Annotated in this window: 13 protein-coding genes; 2 read left to right on the forward strand and 11 right to left on the reverse strand. The window is 30.5% G+C overall.

The window, feature by feature from the left end; all coding sequences use genetic code 11:
- Nucleotides 1–69: 69 nt before the first annotated feature.
- The 5 genes from recA to ACTTBK_RS04460 form a co-directional block, all read right to left on the reverse strand.
- The gene (recA, locus tag ACTTBK_RS04440; RefSeq protein ID WP_440613910.1) at nucleotides 70–1,224 is read right to left on the reverse strand and encodes a recombinase RecA; all 1,155 of its coding nucleotides are present in this window, start codon (nucleotides 1,222–1,224) and stop codon (nucleotides 70–72) included.
- 107 nt (nucleotides 1,225–1,331) lie between these two features.
- On the reverse strand, nucleotides 1,332–2,630 hold the full coding sequence (locus tag ACTTBK_RS04445) for a TolC family protein (RefSeq protein WP_440618751.1): 1,299 nt from the start codon (nucleotides 2,628–2,630) through the stop codon (nucleotides 1,332–1,334).
- A complete protein-coding gene (locus ACTTBK_RS04450) occupies nucleotides 2,627–3,595 on the reverse strand; it encodes a uridine kinase (protein ID WP_440618753.1) in 969 nt (322 codons plus the stop codon). Before ACTTBK_RS04450 ends, ACTTBK_RS04445 begins: the two co-directional genes overlap by 4 nt.
- A complete protein-coding gene (locus ACTTBK_RS04455; protein ID WP_262589637.1) occupies nucleotides 3,561–3,926 on the reverse strand; it encodes a GFA family protein in 366 nt (121 codons plus the stop codon). Before ACTTBK_RS04455 ends, ACTTBK_RS04450 begins: the two co-directional genes overlap by 35 nt.
- A 13-nt stretch (nucleotides 3,927–3,939) precedes the next feature.
- Nucleotides 3,940–4,323: a VOC family protein gene (locus ACTTBK_RS04460; RefSeq protein ID WP_440618754.1), complete on the reverse strand. Its 384-nt coding sequence runs from the start codon at nucleotides 4,321–4,323 to the stop codon at nucleotides 3,940–3,942.
- A 188-nt stretch (nucleotides 4,324–4,511) separates the two neighbouring features.
- On the opposite strand from ACTTBK_RS04460, the gene ACTTBK_RS04465 reads away from it, so the two are divergent.
- Complete coding sequence (locus ACTTBK_RS04465; RefSeq protein WP_075506508.1) at nucleotides 4,512–4,907, forward strand: LexA family protein; 396 nt, start codon at nucleotides 4,512–4,514, stop codon at nucleotides 4,905–4,907.
- Nucleotides 4,885–6,162: a Y-family DNA polymerase gene (locus ACTTBK_RS04470; protein ID WP_440618756.1), complete on the forward strand. Its 1,278-nt coding sequence runs from the start codon at nucleotides 4,885–4,887 to the stop codon at nucleotides 6,160–6,162. The genes ACTTBK_RS04465 and ACTTBK_RS04470 overlap by 23 nt, the downstream gene beginning before the upstream one ends.
- Here the strand turns inward: ACTTBK_RS04470 and ACTTBK_RS04475 are convergent.
- The 6 genes from ACTTBK_RS04475 to ACTTBK_RS04500 all read right to left on the reverse strand — a co-directional run bounded on the left by ACTTBK_RS04475 (nucleotide 6,159) and on the right by ACTTBK_RS04500 (nucleotide 13,849).
- On the reverse strand, nucleotides 6,159–7,991 hold the full coding sequence (locus ACTTBK_RS04475; protein ID WP_440618758.1) for an FG-GAP-like repeat-containing protein: 1,833 nt from the start codon (nucleotides 7,989–7,991) through the stop codon (nucleotides 6,159–6,161). The two genes, ACTTBK_RS04470 and ACTTBK_RS04475, sit on opposite strands and share 4 nt — an antisense overlap.
- A gap of 34 nt (nucleotides 7,992–8,025) precedes the next feature.
- Complete coding sequence (locus ACTTBK_RS04480; protein ID WP_440613904.1) at nucleotides 8,026–9,060, reverse strand: GMP reductase; 1,035 nt, start codon at nucleotides 9,058–9,060, stop codon at nucleotides 8,026–8,028.
- 89 nt (nucleotides 9,061–9,149) lie between these two features.
- Entirely contained in the window at nucleotides 9,150–10,040 is an 891-nt protein-coding gene (locus ACTTBK_RS04485) for a DMT family transporter (RefSeq protein ID WP_440618760.1), read from the reverse strand.
- 52 nt (nucleotides 10,041–10,092) lie between these two features.
- On the reverse strand, nucleotides 10,093–11,274 hold the full coding sequence (locus ACTTBK_RS04490; RefSeq protein WP_440618761.1) for an alginate lyase family protein: 1,182 nt from the start codon (nucleotides 11,272–11,274) through the stop codon (nucleotides 10,093–10,095).
- Nucleotides 11,274–12,419 carry a DUF1501 domain-containing protein gene (locus ACTTBK_RS04495; protein ID WP_440618763.1) on the reverse strand — a complete coding sequence of 382 codons (1,146 nt, stop codon included), beginning with the start codon at nucleotides 12,417–12,419 and terminating at the stop codon, nucleotides 11,274–11,276. The genes ACTTBK_RS04490 and ACTTBK_RS04495 overlap by 1 nt, the downstream gene beginning before the upstream one ends.
- Nucleotides 12,416–13,849 (reverse strand): DUF1800 family protein, encoded by a 1,434-nt coding sequence (locus ACTTBK_RS04500; RefSeq protein WP_440618764.1) that lies wholly within the window; start codon nucleotides 13,847–13,849, stop codon nucleotides 12,416–12,418. Before ACTTBK_RS04500 ends, ACTTBK_RS04495 begins: the two co-directional genes overlap by 4 nt.
- Between the last annotated feature and the right edge of the window lies 1 nt (nucleotide 13,850).

Raw genomic sequence — 13,850 nt, forward strand, 5'->3', positions numbered from 1 at the left:
TTATGTCTAGATGCAGTACGGGAAAAAAGGCGCTTAAATTAAGCGCCTTTTATTAATAAAGATGACCTATTAATTCTTTTTAGATGGAGGAGTAGCTTCAGCTTTTGCTTCTTCTTCTTTTTCAGCTACTTTCTTTTCTTTTTCCAATTTTTCAGGATCTATCGGGTTTCCTTCTATTTTTTTAGAAATAACACCAGCTTTTTCCCTAATTGCCATTTCTATTTCTGCAGCAACTTTAGGATTTTGAGCTAAATAAGTCTTAGCATTCTCTCTACCTTGACCAATCTTCTCTCCTTTATAAGCATACCATGCTCCTGATTTTTCAATAATATCTGCTTTGGAACCAAGATCGACTAACTCACCCATCTTGCTAATTCCTCTTCCATACATCAAATCAAATTCAACTACTTTAAATGGTGGAGCTACTTTATTTTTAACTACCTTCACTCTTGTAGAGTTACCAATAATTTCATCTTTGTCTTTGATGGCACCTATTCTTCTAATATCCATTCTAACTGATGAATAAAACTTAAGTGCGTTGCCACCTGATGTAGTTTCAGGACTTCCAAACATAACTCCAATTTTCATTCTAATTTGGTTAATGAAAATCATCATTGTGTTTGTATTTGAAATTGAACTTGTTAATTTTCTTAAAGCCTGACTCATTAATCTTGATTGAAGACCAACATGATGATCTCCCATCTCTCCCTCGATCTCAGCTTTTGGTGTTAAGGCTGCAACAGAGTCGATTACAATAACTGAAATAGAGCCTGATTTTACTAGTGTATCAGCAATTTCTAATGCTTGTTCACCAGCATCTGGTTGTGAGATTAAAAGTTCTTCAGTATTTACACCTAATTTTTTTGCATAAACTGGATCTAAAGCATGCTCTGCATCAACGAATGCACAAATTCCACCAGCTTTTTGGGCTTCAGCAACAACTTGTAATGCTAATGTTGTTTTTCCAGATGATTCTGGTCCATAAACTTCAATAATTCTTCCTTTTGGTAATCCGCCTATACCTAAAGCTAAATCAAGACTTAAAGAACCTGTTGAAACAGACTCAATATCCATAGCTCTCTTTTGGCCAAGCTTCATTACAGAGCCTTTTCCAAAATTATCTGTAATTTGAGCTATTGCAGCATCTAATGCTTTGTTCTTTTCTTTAATATCCATTTCTTGATCTTTAGTAGATTTAACTACTTTTAGGTTACTTTTCGTCATTTTTTGCCTCTTTTTTTACGTTTTTTAACAGTCGAATCATGAATTAAATGTACACATTTTGTTCTCATTGGCAAGATCTTTGTTTTTAATGAGTAAAAAAGACTGAATTACTTAAGATTTAAATAGTCGCTATTTAAAAGTCCTACTGATTTTAAAACTCTGTATTGAGCTAATAAATAACTTCTTTCAGCTTCAGCAAGATTAATTTTTGCGTTTATTAAGTTTGATCTAGATTGAAGAACATCAAAAGTAGATCTCCCAGATCCACTTTCATATTCAAAGCTAATTCCTTCAGTTGCAACTTCTGAAGCTTTAACTTGTGATTGCACAGCTTGTAAAAAACTTCTTGAAGACTGGAGAGTTGACCAAGATGAAGTTACAGACTGCGTATTATTTTTCTGAGCATTCTCTAATAACAATCTTTTCATTCCCTTAGCTTGAAGATTTTTGCTTACATTAGATTTATTCTTTCCACCAAATTGGAAAGGCCATGAAACAGTTGCTTGTAAGACATCTTTTTCTCTTTCATCATAAGTTGCACTTAAATCATCAGTATAAGTTCTCTCTAATGAAATTTTTGCTGTTGGTGAAAGATCAGATCTTGCAATTTTTACATCTAGTTCTGATTGTCCGTATTCTATTTCAGCAATAATTAATTCAGGACTTTTCTCTAAGGATATTTTTTTAGCTTCACTTAAATTTTTAGGGATTGTCTCTTGTGCATTGTATATTTTTTTCAATTTTGCTTCTTCTGCAATTGTTCCAATTACATTTTCATAATTTAATCTGCTAGTTACTATATTATTTTGAGCCTCAATATATCTTGCTTGTGCACCTGCAAGAGAAGATTGTGATTGCGCTAAGTCAGATGCTGTAATTTGTCCCCTACTTAATCTTGCATTATCTAATTCGAATTGTCTTTGAAGTAAGTTTACGTTTTCTTCATTAATATTTAATTTTTCATAAGCTAAAATTAATCCTGTGTAAGCTTCAATAGCTCTTAAGAAAATTTCTTGTTCTTTTTTAACTAATTTTGCTTCTGTTAAATTTAGTCCTAACTTACTTTTTTCATATTCTGTTTTTCTTCCACTACCATCAAGTAATGTTTGTTCAAGTTTAATTGAGGAAGTCATCGTATCAGTATCAGTGATTGCAGCATCTCCTCCACTTTGATTAGTAAGTTTATTGGTATCTTCAAAATTTTTTGTACTAGAAAGAGTTAAGCTAGGTAACAAATCACTTCTAGACATGTTGATTACTTCTTGTTGAATCTCTAAATTTTTTCTCTCAGCTTGAAGCTCAAGATTATTATCAAATGTTTGTTTTAGTGCTTCCTTTAAAGTTGCTGAAAATGCACTCAAAGGAAAAACTAATGCACAAAAGATAATTATTAAAAACTTTTTCATTTATTATATTTTATTGTCTTAATTTGATGATTGCTATTTAAATTTAAAATTATTGTAGAATACTTTGGAGCAAATTTAAACATGTTCTGTGTAATTCTTTGGTAAGTTTGCATAAAATTAATTACGTCTCCTTTGCTCATTATTTTATGACTAGATTTATTTTTAGTATTTAACCACAACTTATGCTCTTGTTTAAGTCTCCATTTCTGAAGAAGACTAAAGTTTTTAGCTTTTAAATAAATCAGACAATTCAATTGAGAATATAGTTTTTTGTATTTTGTCTTTAGTTGCTCATTAACATATTTTCTCCAAATAAGTTTTTGGTCTTTAGTTCTTTCAAGTGAATTAATTGGTTTTTTAAGTGTTTTATTAACTTCAGCTCTTGCACCAACACACCAACCTTCAAATATAATTACATCTGGCTGCTCTTTAATATTGTACCAATTTTTTTTAGGTGATCGGTCATCAACTGCCTTATTAAAACTAGGTAACTTTATTGATTTAAAGTTTTTACTTTTTGAATTTTTAAAGAAATCTAACATAATTTTTACATCATGCGTTCCAGGCACTCCTCGTGTCATTAACATAGAATGAACTTTATTCGATAAAATAGATCTTTCTTTTCTAGTTTTATAAAAATCATCAATAGAAATTTTGAATACTTTTAATTTAAAATATTTTTCTAATATTATTTTTATAATTGAACTTATTGTTGTCTTGCCAGTGCCCTGTCCTCCTGCCAAACCAACAAAGTAAGGTTTTTTATTGTTAGCTTTTTTTACAATCCAAAAACATACTGGAATTAGAAAAGATTTTAGCATCTTGTCTTTGTTGCTAAATTTTTCCTTTGAAGTTTCCTGTGATTTAATAAATTTTAGACAATCACTTTTAACTTTTTTAAAACACTCAGCAGTTGATTGCATTAAACTTTTATTTTTCTTGATCCATTGGATGGTTGAGACCATCAAATTGAGCTATCTCTTTTATATCTTCAACTTTAACTTCATCGACACAACCTAAATTAAATCCAGTCATAGCTGGTGCACTTCTTGGATTGTGATGAGTGTAAATTCCACACTCAGTGCAAAAGTAATGTTTAGCAACTTTTGTGTGATATTGATAAAGTTTTATTTTATCTTCACCTTTGGTAAGTTTAAAATCTTCATTTTTGACCATACCCATTGTCGCATTTTTTCTTTTGCAAATTGAACAATTACATCTAACTATTTTTGCTAATTCATTAACTGTTGAATTAATTTCAGCTTCTACAGATCCACAATGACAACTTAATTTCATATATCTCCTTAATTTAAGTTAAAATACTTTTTGCTGCAATCTTATTTCCATCTAAATCACGAACGTATGCATAGTAATTTCCATCTTTTCTAACCCCTGGTCCACCTTCATCTGTTGCTCCTTTTGAAATTGCAACTTCATAAAATTTATCCACTGCTTCTTTAGTGTCAGCTAATAAAGTAGTTTGTGAACCATTTCCAAAAGTTGCAGGCTCACCATTTACAGGATGTGTTACATAAAATTGAACTTTGTCTGGATCACTTAAATGAGCATAACCCAAATACTTTTCTGTTTTTAAAATTCTTTTTAATTTTAAAGGTTCAAAAACAGCATCATAAAAGTCACCTGATTTTTGATGATCATTAGAACCAACCATGACAAAATCTAAAACATTCATATTCAAAATCAGAATTTATATATTTAATTAACCGACTTAAACTATCTATGGTTGAAGTTATCCACAAGTCCACAATATGTGGATTAGATGTTCACGTTTTGATTCACTTTTGATTCAGTTACAGACTCAAAATACAACCTATTGAGTGTATTCCATAAATAGTCTATAAAATAGAACAAAACAAGAACATGAAACTAACAATCCCTTATTATTTACATAAAGCAGGTGCTGGTTTTCCTTCACCTGCAACAGATTATATCGAAGAAGATATCGATCTGAACATGCATTTAATAAGAAATGTTCCAGCAACTTTCATTATCAGAGTTCAAGGAAAATCCATGGTTGATGTTGGCATTAATGATGGAGATTTATTGGTCGTTGATAAAAGTTTAAAACCAAAAAATTTTTCAACTGTGATTGCAAATGTTCATGATGAACTTGTGGTTAAAACTTTAGTTCAAGAACGAGATAAAAAATTTTTAACCTCTGGTTCTAAAGAATTTTCTGACAGAATTTTAATTAATGAAGAACAAGATGTTTTTATTTGGGGAGTAGTTACTTATGTCATCCACTCAGTATACTAAGAAAATAGCACTCGTTGATTGTAATTCCTTTTACGTTTCTTGTGAGAGATTATTCAATCCTAAAATAAGAAAAAAACCTGTTGTCGTTTTATCTAATAATGATGGCTGTATCATTTCAAGATCGAATGAAGCAAAAGCTTTAGGAATTAAAATGGGTGAACCTTATTTTAAAGCAAAAGATATTATTGTTAAAAATAATGTAAATGTTTTTTCATCAAACTATTCTTTATATGGAGATTTATCGAGAAGAGTGATGCGAACTCTTAAAAGATTTAATTCTGAAATAGAGGTTTATTCAATTGACGAAGCTTTTTTAGATTTATCAAACTTTAAAGATCAAGATGTAGAAAAAGTTGGAAAAGAAATTAGAGAAACAGTTTTACAATGGACTGGTATTCCAACAAGTATTGGGATCGCAAAAACAAAAACATTAAGTAAAGTTGCAAATCATATTGCAAAGAAAAAACAATCAGGAGTGACGAGTTTAATTGGAATAGATAATTTAGATCCTATTTTAGAAAAAGTTGAAATTAATGATGTCTGGGGTGTTGGCAGACAACTTACTAAATTTTATCAAAAGCATGGAATTTATAATGCGAAGCAATTAAAAAATAAATCTAACACTTGGATAAAGAAAAGTTCTAATGTTTTAAGTTCAAGAACGGCAATGGAGCTTAGAGGAATTCCTTGTATTGATTTAGAAACAACTACTACCAAAAGAAAGAGTTGTGTTGTTTCAAGATCATTTGGAAAAAGAATTGAAACTTTTCAAGAATTAAAAGAAGCAGTTGCAAACTATTGCTTAAATGCATCTGAAAAAATTAGATCAGAGTCTTTAGTTGCAAAAGCAATTACAGTATTTGTAAGAACAAGCCCTTTTCACAGAAACTTTGGTTATTACTCAAATGCAAAGACAGTTGATTTTCCTATTGCAACAAACAATAGTATTGAAACGGTTAAAACAGCAGTTTCAATATTAGAGAGTATTTTTAAAAATGGTTATCGTTATCAAAAAGCAGGTGTAATGCTAACGGGATTATCTAATGCTAGCGATAAAACAAATTTATTTACATCTGAAAAGGATGAAAAGATAAATAGTTTAATGAGATCAATTGATAATACTAATCATCGATATGGAAGGTCTACTTTAAGTGTTGCAAGTGCTGGCGTTCATAAAAAATGGAATATGCGAAGACAGTATTCTTCTAAAATTGATACAGCTGATTTTTATTGTTTACCAACGATTAGAGCCTAATTTATATTTTTATCAAGATTAGTTAAAAGCTCTCTCTTTTGATTATCACTTAACTGAGGAATGTTTGCTAAAATAGGTCTTGCTTCAAAATTTAAATCCTTAAGCAAGGTATCTATTCCTATTTCTATAATTTTGGGCTCAGTAATATCCCAACCAGCAATATATCCATTTTCTCCCCTGCATTCTTGAAAGCTAGGAATTGAAGTTTCGTCAAGACCTCCAAATTTAAATCTATCAACTAAACTTGCTCTATTTGCAGGAAAATTAAATCGAGAATAATATTCTAAACACATGCTTATTGGGAATTTAACCCCATCCCATTCAACTAAAATATCGTAATCAATCCAATCATCTCCATGTTTTATATATTTATAAGCTACTAAAGATGCTCCTGATCTTTTCAAGAATATTGGTCTATCAATATTTTCAAATCCATTTAAATCAAAATTTTTTAGTTTTTTATCTTTGATAAACTTTTTAAATTTTTTTGAAGAATCCGTTGGTTTAGATTTACCACGAGCAATCTCAAAATTCTCAAAAAAAGTACTTGGGTCATCTTTATACATTTTATCATCAACGATTTTGATCGGATTACCTACTTCTTTGTATTTGATGTGTTTAAAATTCATCCCACCTTCATTTTTTAGTATTGAACCCGCTTTAAGTTTAAGACTACCTGGACGTACTAAAACAATGTCAGTTAAATTATCATTATCAAGATCTGAAAATCTTATTTGATCAACAAAACTATTCCATTCATTTCCCTCATGTTTTGGCACATAGTCTTTTGGTGGATTTACTAAAATGTAAAATTTAGAATTAAATTTATTTTCGCCTAAATTTTCTATAACCTGAACTCCAGTACCAACATACAATTCCCCCGCTCTAGATACGACAATATCTAAGTCGCCATCCTTATCTAAATCCCAAAAAGAAACTTCTGGTACTGTGCCCCAGTTTCCTTCAGGGACAGGTAGTTTAATTTTCTTTTTAAATTTACCTTTACCGTTATTCAATGCTATACCTGTTAATGTCCCTTCATACTCATGAGCTCCATGAACAATATCTAAATCTCCATCATTATCAAAATCACCAAGTTCAATTCCAAATGCATTGATAGATCCACATTTTTTTATCTTCATTTTACCAGTGCCATCATTGTACAAACACTGCAATACCCTTTTTAAATCTGTTAAAACAATATCTATATCTCCATCATTATCGATATCACCTACAGTTCCACCATGATCAAAAATTTTAAACTTCTTTTTTGATAAATGAGTTGATGAACTTTCTAACCAAGTTCCATTTTTTTGACTTAAGAAATAACTATCTCTAAAACCATCATAATTTCCTCCACCAATTCCATGATCTGCTAAATAAAAATCTAAAATTCCATCATTGTTAAAATCAGCTATCAATTGCTGACGAGATAAACTTTGACCAGAAGGATTTCTGTTATCAATTATAAGTTTTGAATTATCAATGAAAGACCCATCCTTTTGACCCAGATAAAGTGTCGGTCCTGGCATATCACCTTCACATTTCTTACCACCACATGCGCCTGCTGTAGTTTTGCCACTTGTCTTAATATTGGTCGGACGCATTGTCCCTGAGTATAAAAAATCTTTTAGTCCATCATTATTAAAATCGTGGTAGCTCCATCTATGACCGAAATAATATCTTTGCTTTGTTATCCCAGGTCTAGACTGTCCAAAAACAGTCATACCATCATAATTTTCAATAAAAATTCCTGCTTGAGGTTTATCTTTAGCAAAAACATTATTTGTGAATGCTAAAACAATAAAAAAAAATAATATTTTTTTCATTTTAGAATTTTACGTTACTTTATTAATATTAAAATTATTTTACAAAAGTATCATTAAATTGATTAGATACTCTTACAAAAGTTGTACATTTACTTAATTGTTTAAGTGATGGTGCTCCCACATAAGTACAACTACTTCTAACACCACCAAGAATATTTAAAACTGTATCGTTTATTTTTCCTCTGTATTTAACTCTAACTTTTCTTCCTTCACTACTTCTATAATCTGCTAATCCACCGTAGTGTTTTTTGTTTGCAACTTCAGAACTGGATCCATAAAACTCAATATATTTAGAGCCATTTACTTTTACTATTTTTCCTTTTCCTTCATCATGACCTGCCAACATTCCACCTAACATTACAAAGTCTGCACCACCTCCAAAACCTTTTGCAACATCACCTGGACATGTGCATCCACCATCTGCAATGACATGTGCGCCTAATCCATGAGCTGCATCTGCACATTCAATAACAGCACTTAATTGTGGATACCCTACTCCAGTTTGAATTCTAGTTGTACAAACACTTCCAGGTCCTATTCCAACTTTTACAATATCTGCACCACTTAAGACTAGTTCTTGTGTCATATCTGCTGTTACAACATTTCCTGCAATAATAGTTTTAGTTGGGTATTTTTCTCTTACTGATTTGATAAAATTTGTGAAATGCTCTGAGTAACCATTTGCAACATCTATACAAATAAATTTGAAAAAACTAAATTCCTTTAAAACCTTATCTAAGTTTTGAAAGTCCTCTTTTTTAATTCCAACACTAAGTGCAATGTTTGGATAGATTTTTTTAATATTTTTGTTTTGTTTTATTTTTTTTACATCATGTTGCTTTGTTAAGCATGTAATCATTTGATGATCATTTAATTTTTCAGCAATACTTAATTCACCAACACCGTCCATGTTAGCTGCCATAATAGGAATTCCTGACCATTCATTTTTACTATATTTAAATCTATAAGTTCTCAGAAGATTTACGTCTTTTCTACTTTTTAATGTGCTTCTCTTAGGTCTAAATAAGACATCAGAGTAATCTAGCTTAAGCTCTTCTTCTATTCTCATTAATCAAAAGGCTATTATTTATTAAATAGTATTTCAATTCAAAATAGAGCCTGTGGATAAGTTTTAAGTATTGAATTTATATAGTTTGTTTATTTAATTTTACCCAATTGCTTCTGTCTCATTATAATTATAAGACCACTTATAACAATCATCACAGCACCTAGATATGTGTTGTATTCTGGTGTCTCGTTGAAAAAGAAATACCCATATAAAATTCCCCAAAGTATTGCTGTGTATCTAAAAGTTGATGTAACAGAAACCAATGCGGCTTTAATTGTCAGTACTGAGAAAATATAACCAAAAGATAAAAAGAAAGCTGAAATAATTAAAATAATGCTTTGTTCTAAATTGAATGAATAAAATTTATAAATAGAAAGAACTCCAAAAAATATTGTAACTACCAAACAAGTAATAAACGCTATTTGAAGACTATTGTGACCCGTTTTTATATTTTTTGTTACCAAGTCTCTTATTGATAAAAAGATTGCAGAAAGAAGTGGAAATATAAAGTAGTAACCAAATTTTAATTCAGAAGGGTTGATGACTATTACAACACCTGTAAAGCCAATTATAACCGCACTCCATCTTTTCCATCTAACTTTTTCGTTTAAAAATAATGCTCCAAAAGTTGTCATTATTATTGGTGCTAAACTCAATAAAATATAAACCATTGCAAAAGGTAATTTTGCAACCCCTATAAAAAAACCAACTGCAGCTAATGCTTCTAAAATTCCTCTTAAAGTTAGTTTGTTAGAAGAAAATATTATTCTTAAATTAAATTGATTTTTAATACTTAAAAATATTCCTATAAATATTAGACAACAAATTCCTCTTAAAAAAATAATCTGATTTAAAACCGCTAATTCATCAAAGCTTTGGTAAATATGTTTAACTAATGCATCGTTAGTAGCAAATGAAAACTGTGCAATAACCATATAAACGATACCAAGTAATTCATTATTTAATTTTTTTTCAGGCATGAGCGTGCCTATATACAATTTAATGAGATTAAGTCTAAATAATCTTTAGTGGTTATTTAAGAAAATGACAGTTAGCCTCAACAACTGTCCAAGAAGCATCTCCGAACATTCTTTTGCCAATATTGTTATAATGTCTAACAAAGCCTAGTTGATATTTGTTCAGTCCTTCTGGATTATTGACCCACTGCTCAATTCTTTTTATATTTTCATGATTTGGAAATCTTGTGGCATAAGCATAAAACCAACCCCAATTGGAACTTCTCCTAATTTTTAAATCTTGATTTTTATAATCTTTTGCAGGACCAGGTGCTTTCATTTCTTTTGCATACTTAAAAACAATTTCATTATTTTCTGTAAAATCTATAAAAAATTTTACTAAATTATGAAAATTTTTTCCCTTTCCTTTGTGATCATATTCCCAAACATTATATCCTTGATGCTCGGCAATAATTGCGATTACTGTCAACACATTCATCGCTCTTCCTTGATAAAACATTGCCCTTCCACCTCTTCTAACTTCTATAGGTAAACTTCCATTTTTTCTTTGATACCTTATTGCGTGCTCATAATTCTTAAATGCTTTTCTAAAAAGCTTATTATCATTCAAAATAATTCCTAACTGCATATGAGAAATTGCAGATGAAAGTGCATGGTTATGGGCGCTCATTGGAACTCCTCTTGCGCCAGTACCATCTCCATATTTCTCACCATACATTAAGTGCTCTCCTCTTTTGACTGTTCTTGTAAACCATTCTTCAATTAATTTTTCTTCTTCAGATGTAAATTCAATCAATTGTCTTGCAAAAGAATAAGCTGACATCATTGGATTATTTATATGTAAATTAATAGTTAACGTATCGTTCCATAAATCACCTGATTTTAATCTTTTTGGAGCATCTGCTTTAGCCCATTTTAAAATAATTTTTTTTACTATTTCACATGATTGAACATTACCGCCACTGCAAGGAATACTGTATTGCTCAAACTTGCTTCTAACTTGATCAAATCTATCATCTAAACCATATCCTTTTGGTGCATCTAAAGTTTCAATTGGATCAATTTTTTGAACAAATGCATGATATGCAGGTTCTGAACACTCACCCTTGTTTGTTTGAATTGGAAAAATTATTTTTGGATTAGTGACTTTAGCTTTCTTTTTTATTGATTTAAAATCATCAGATAAACTTAAATTTGGGAAAAAAAGTAATACAAATATAATTAGTAACTTTTTCATTAAGCTTTAAAAAGCTTATCAGATAAATTTTGTAAATCTTCACCCCAGAAAACTTCTTTTTGAATTCTTTCAAATTCAACGTCAAACACTGTTGACATGGCAGAAGCATATATAGATCTTGCATCTACTGTTACATTTAAATCTCTACCCTGAAATAATTCTTTTCTTTTAAGACCTGGCCAATCTGCGTGAACTTCTGATTTTTTAATTAAACCACCAGCCATTAAAACTGCAGTTCCATATCCATGCTCAGTTCCATTTCCACCATTTTGCTTAATAGTTCTGCCAAATTCAGTGAGAGTTAATATTAAAGTATCTTTAAACGCAGATCCCATAGAAGCTTTTAATCCTCTTAATATTTGATCATACTCTCTTAAACAATCTGCATGAGTTCCATGAACTCCTCCTTGAGCAGCATGAGTATCAAACTCTTCAACTTGAAAAACTGCAACTCTAGGTCCATTAGGATCGGAAAGTTGTTTACCTGCCTCTCTTGCTAAAGAACTATTATTTTGACCAGCGTAAGAATTAAATTTTCTTTTTTTAACCATAGATAATGTTGCACTCAAATCATTCTCTGAATACTGTTCAAACTCTCCCTCAATAATATTTAAAAGTCCTTTATTAGGTAAAGAGGACATAATTGGATAATAATTATCATTCAGTGGTACACCTCTTATAAGTAATGGCATTGGAAGTGAGAGTGCTAAACCATTTCCTGTTAGGCCTGCAAGCTTCATCCCTCTTCCCAGCCAGCCTGTTTTGTGCTTGTATGGTACTCTTCCACCTGTCATCATTAAGTTTTGGCCTTCAAAGTGAGATCTTTCCTTATAAGGGATACTGGTTGCATGAAACACTGATGCATTATTTTGATCCCATAAAGATTTAAAATTTTCTAATGCTGGATGTAAATCAAAATCAGAAGTTAAATCTAAAGTCTTATCTAAATTTATTTTACTTCTTAATTTTTGAAAATTTTTATCATCTTTTACAGGAACAGCACAAAGCCCATCCATTCCACCTTGTAGCATGATTACAACCAAATTTTTCTTATTTTGACTAGCAAAAGTTGGTAGTCCGAACCCAGCAAAATACAAAGACGTCATTGCTGTGGTTTTTAAAAAATCTCTCCTATTTATTTTCATGCTCTTAAAAACTCCGGATGGTTAAATAACAATATTTGTTTTTCATAAAGTTTATTAGTTTTTTCAAGGTATTTTAATATTTTTTCAGGGTTATCAAAATTTTTGTTAACTATTTTTTCATAAAACTCTAAATTATTATTTTCTGATCTTGTTAATTCGTAAGTATCTTTTGCATATACTAATCTCCTAATTAAAAGTTCTGGAGATATCCAATCAATCGCTAAATCAGAAAATCCATTTGGTTGTGCTGCTCTGTAAGGATTGTGTCCTAAATCATTAAGTTTCCACTCTGGCTTTCTATATATGCCTAGAGGTTTATTGCCTAATTCATATGTATCCATAAGTTTTGGTGATGGTGGCCATTTAAAATCTGACAATTTGGACATTTGAATAAACCAATTTTCTGGATTTTGGAATTTTTTGTATTGATCATTATATTCAAAAGCAACTTTTATTGCTGCTTTATGAACTTCAGGTAAAAAACCATCGGAGTCTTTAAAAGCTTTAATGATTGGTTTTTTCATTTCCTCTGTAGGTTCATCAGTAATTAAATGTCTACATAATTTTGTAGCAATAAAATCTCTACAGTTTGGATGATGAACCAAATCTTTGATTACAGCTGCTAAACCTTTTTTTCCACTTTTATAGGTTTTTCCAAATACAGTTTTTTTTCCAGGTTGGTGAACTTCTCTTTCAAATTCAACTTTTTTGGTATCATCAGTTGTTTTACTCCAACCAAGTCTCCATCCTGTCATAATGTAAGCTAATTGAGTTATATCTTCTTGAGTATAACCAGCTGCTGGTGAAACAGTGTGAAGTTCTAATAATTCTCTTGCATGATTTTCATTAATTGTTGCTGGTCTCTTTTTTTTTCTTCTCCAATCTGATTTTGCATCTTTACTTTTAGGACCTTCATTATCACTATTGTCTAAATTTCTTATCATTGCCCATGATATAGTTACATCGTAAACTAACTTTTCAAAAGATTGATTTAAGTTCAACCTGATACTTTCTCTGTGGTAAGGTCCTGTATGATAGTTTGGTAAAAAATCTTTATCAACAATTGCAAAATGATTTGCCCAAAAAAACCATAATTTTGCAAGCACAGGAGATTGACTTTGTAATGCCTCTGTATGTCTAATACTTATTTCAAGTGACTCCCAAAATCTTTGTCCTGTTTTATATCTTAATAAATTTTTATTAGCTTTATAAAGATTTTTGTTATCCTTAAATTTTTTTCTAAGTTTCATCTCCTCAACACGCCATTCACGTGAATATATTTCTCTCATTTCTTTTTCAGAATGAATTCTGCCTTTCCACGCTAGGTCTGGAACATCATCTAGTTGATTTAAAGCCCAATTAAGTGGGTCTGAAGGAACTTCTTCATTTGGACCAATTCCAAATGCAACTTTTCTAAAAAAGTTTTTCATA

It is taken from the genome of Candidatus Pelagibacter sp. HIMB1493, from assembly GCF_052047995.1.
Classification (GTDB): domain Bacteria; phylum Pseudomonadota; class Alphaproteobacteria; order Pelagibacterales; family Pelagibacteraceae; genus Pelagibacter.

What these genes read in the sequence shown, in the direction of transcription:
- ACTTBK_RS04460 (WP_440618754.1), bottom strand. Translation starts at nt 4,323, where the DNA reads ATGAATGTTTTAGATTTTGTCATGGTTGGTTCTAATGATCATCAAAAA.
- ACTTBK_RS04485 (WP_440618760.1), bottom strand. Translation starts at nt 10,040, where the DNA reads ATGCCTGAAAAAAAATTAAATAATGAATTACTTGGTATCGTTTATATG.
- ACTTBK_RS04465 (WP_075506508.1), top strand. Translation starts at nt 4,512, where the DNA reads ATGAAACTAACAATCCCTTATTATTTACATAAAGCAGGTGCTGGTTTT.
- ACTTBK_RS04470 (WP_440618756.1), top strand. Translation starts at nt 4,885, where the DNA reads ATGTCATCCACTCAGTATACTAAGAAAATAGCACTCGTTGATTGTAAT.
- ACTTBK_RS04480 (WP_440613904.1), bottom strand. Translation starts at nt 9,060, where the DNA reads ATGAGAATAGAAGAAGAGCTTAAGCTAGATTACTCTGATGTCTTATTT.
- recA (WP_440613910.1), bottom strand. Translation starts at nt 1,224, where the DNA reads ATGACGAAAAGTAACCTAAAAGTAGTTAAATCTACTAAAGATCAAGAA.
- ACTTBK_RS04455 (WP_262589637.1), bottom strand. Translation starts at nt 3,926, where the DNA reads ATGAAATTAAGTTGTCATTGTGGATCTGTAGAAGCTGAAATTAATTCA.
- ACTTBK_RS04495 (WP_440618763.1), bottom strand. Translation starts at nt 12,419, where the DNA reads ATGAAAATAAATAGGAGAGATTTTTTAAAAACCACAGCAATGACGTCT.
- ACTTBK_RS04450 (WP_440618753.1), bottom strand. Translation starts at nt 3,595, where the DNA reads ATGGTCTCAACCATCCAATGGATCAAGAAAAATAAAAGTTTAATGCAA.
- ACTTBK_RS04500 (WP_440618764.1), bottom strand. Translation starts at nt 13,849, where the DNA reads ATGAAAAACTTTTTTAGAAAAGTTGCATTTGGAATTGGTCCAAATGAA.
- ACTTBK_RS04445 (WP_440618751.1), bottom strand. Translation starts at nt 2,630, where the DNA reads ATGAAAAAGTTTTTAATAATTATCTTTTGTGCATTAGTTTTTCCTTTG.
- ACTTBK_RS04490 (WP_440618761.1), bottom strand. Translation starts at nt 11,274, where the DNA reads ATGAAAAAGTTACTAATTATATTTGTATTACTTTTTTTCCCAAATTTA.
- ACTTBK_RS04475 (WP_440618758.1), bottom strand. Translation starts at nt 7,991, where the DNA reads ATGAAAAAAATATTATTTTTTTTTATTGTTTTAGCATTCACAAATAAT.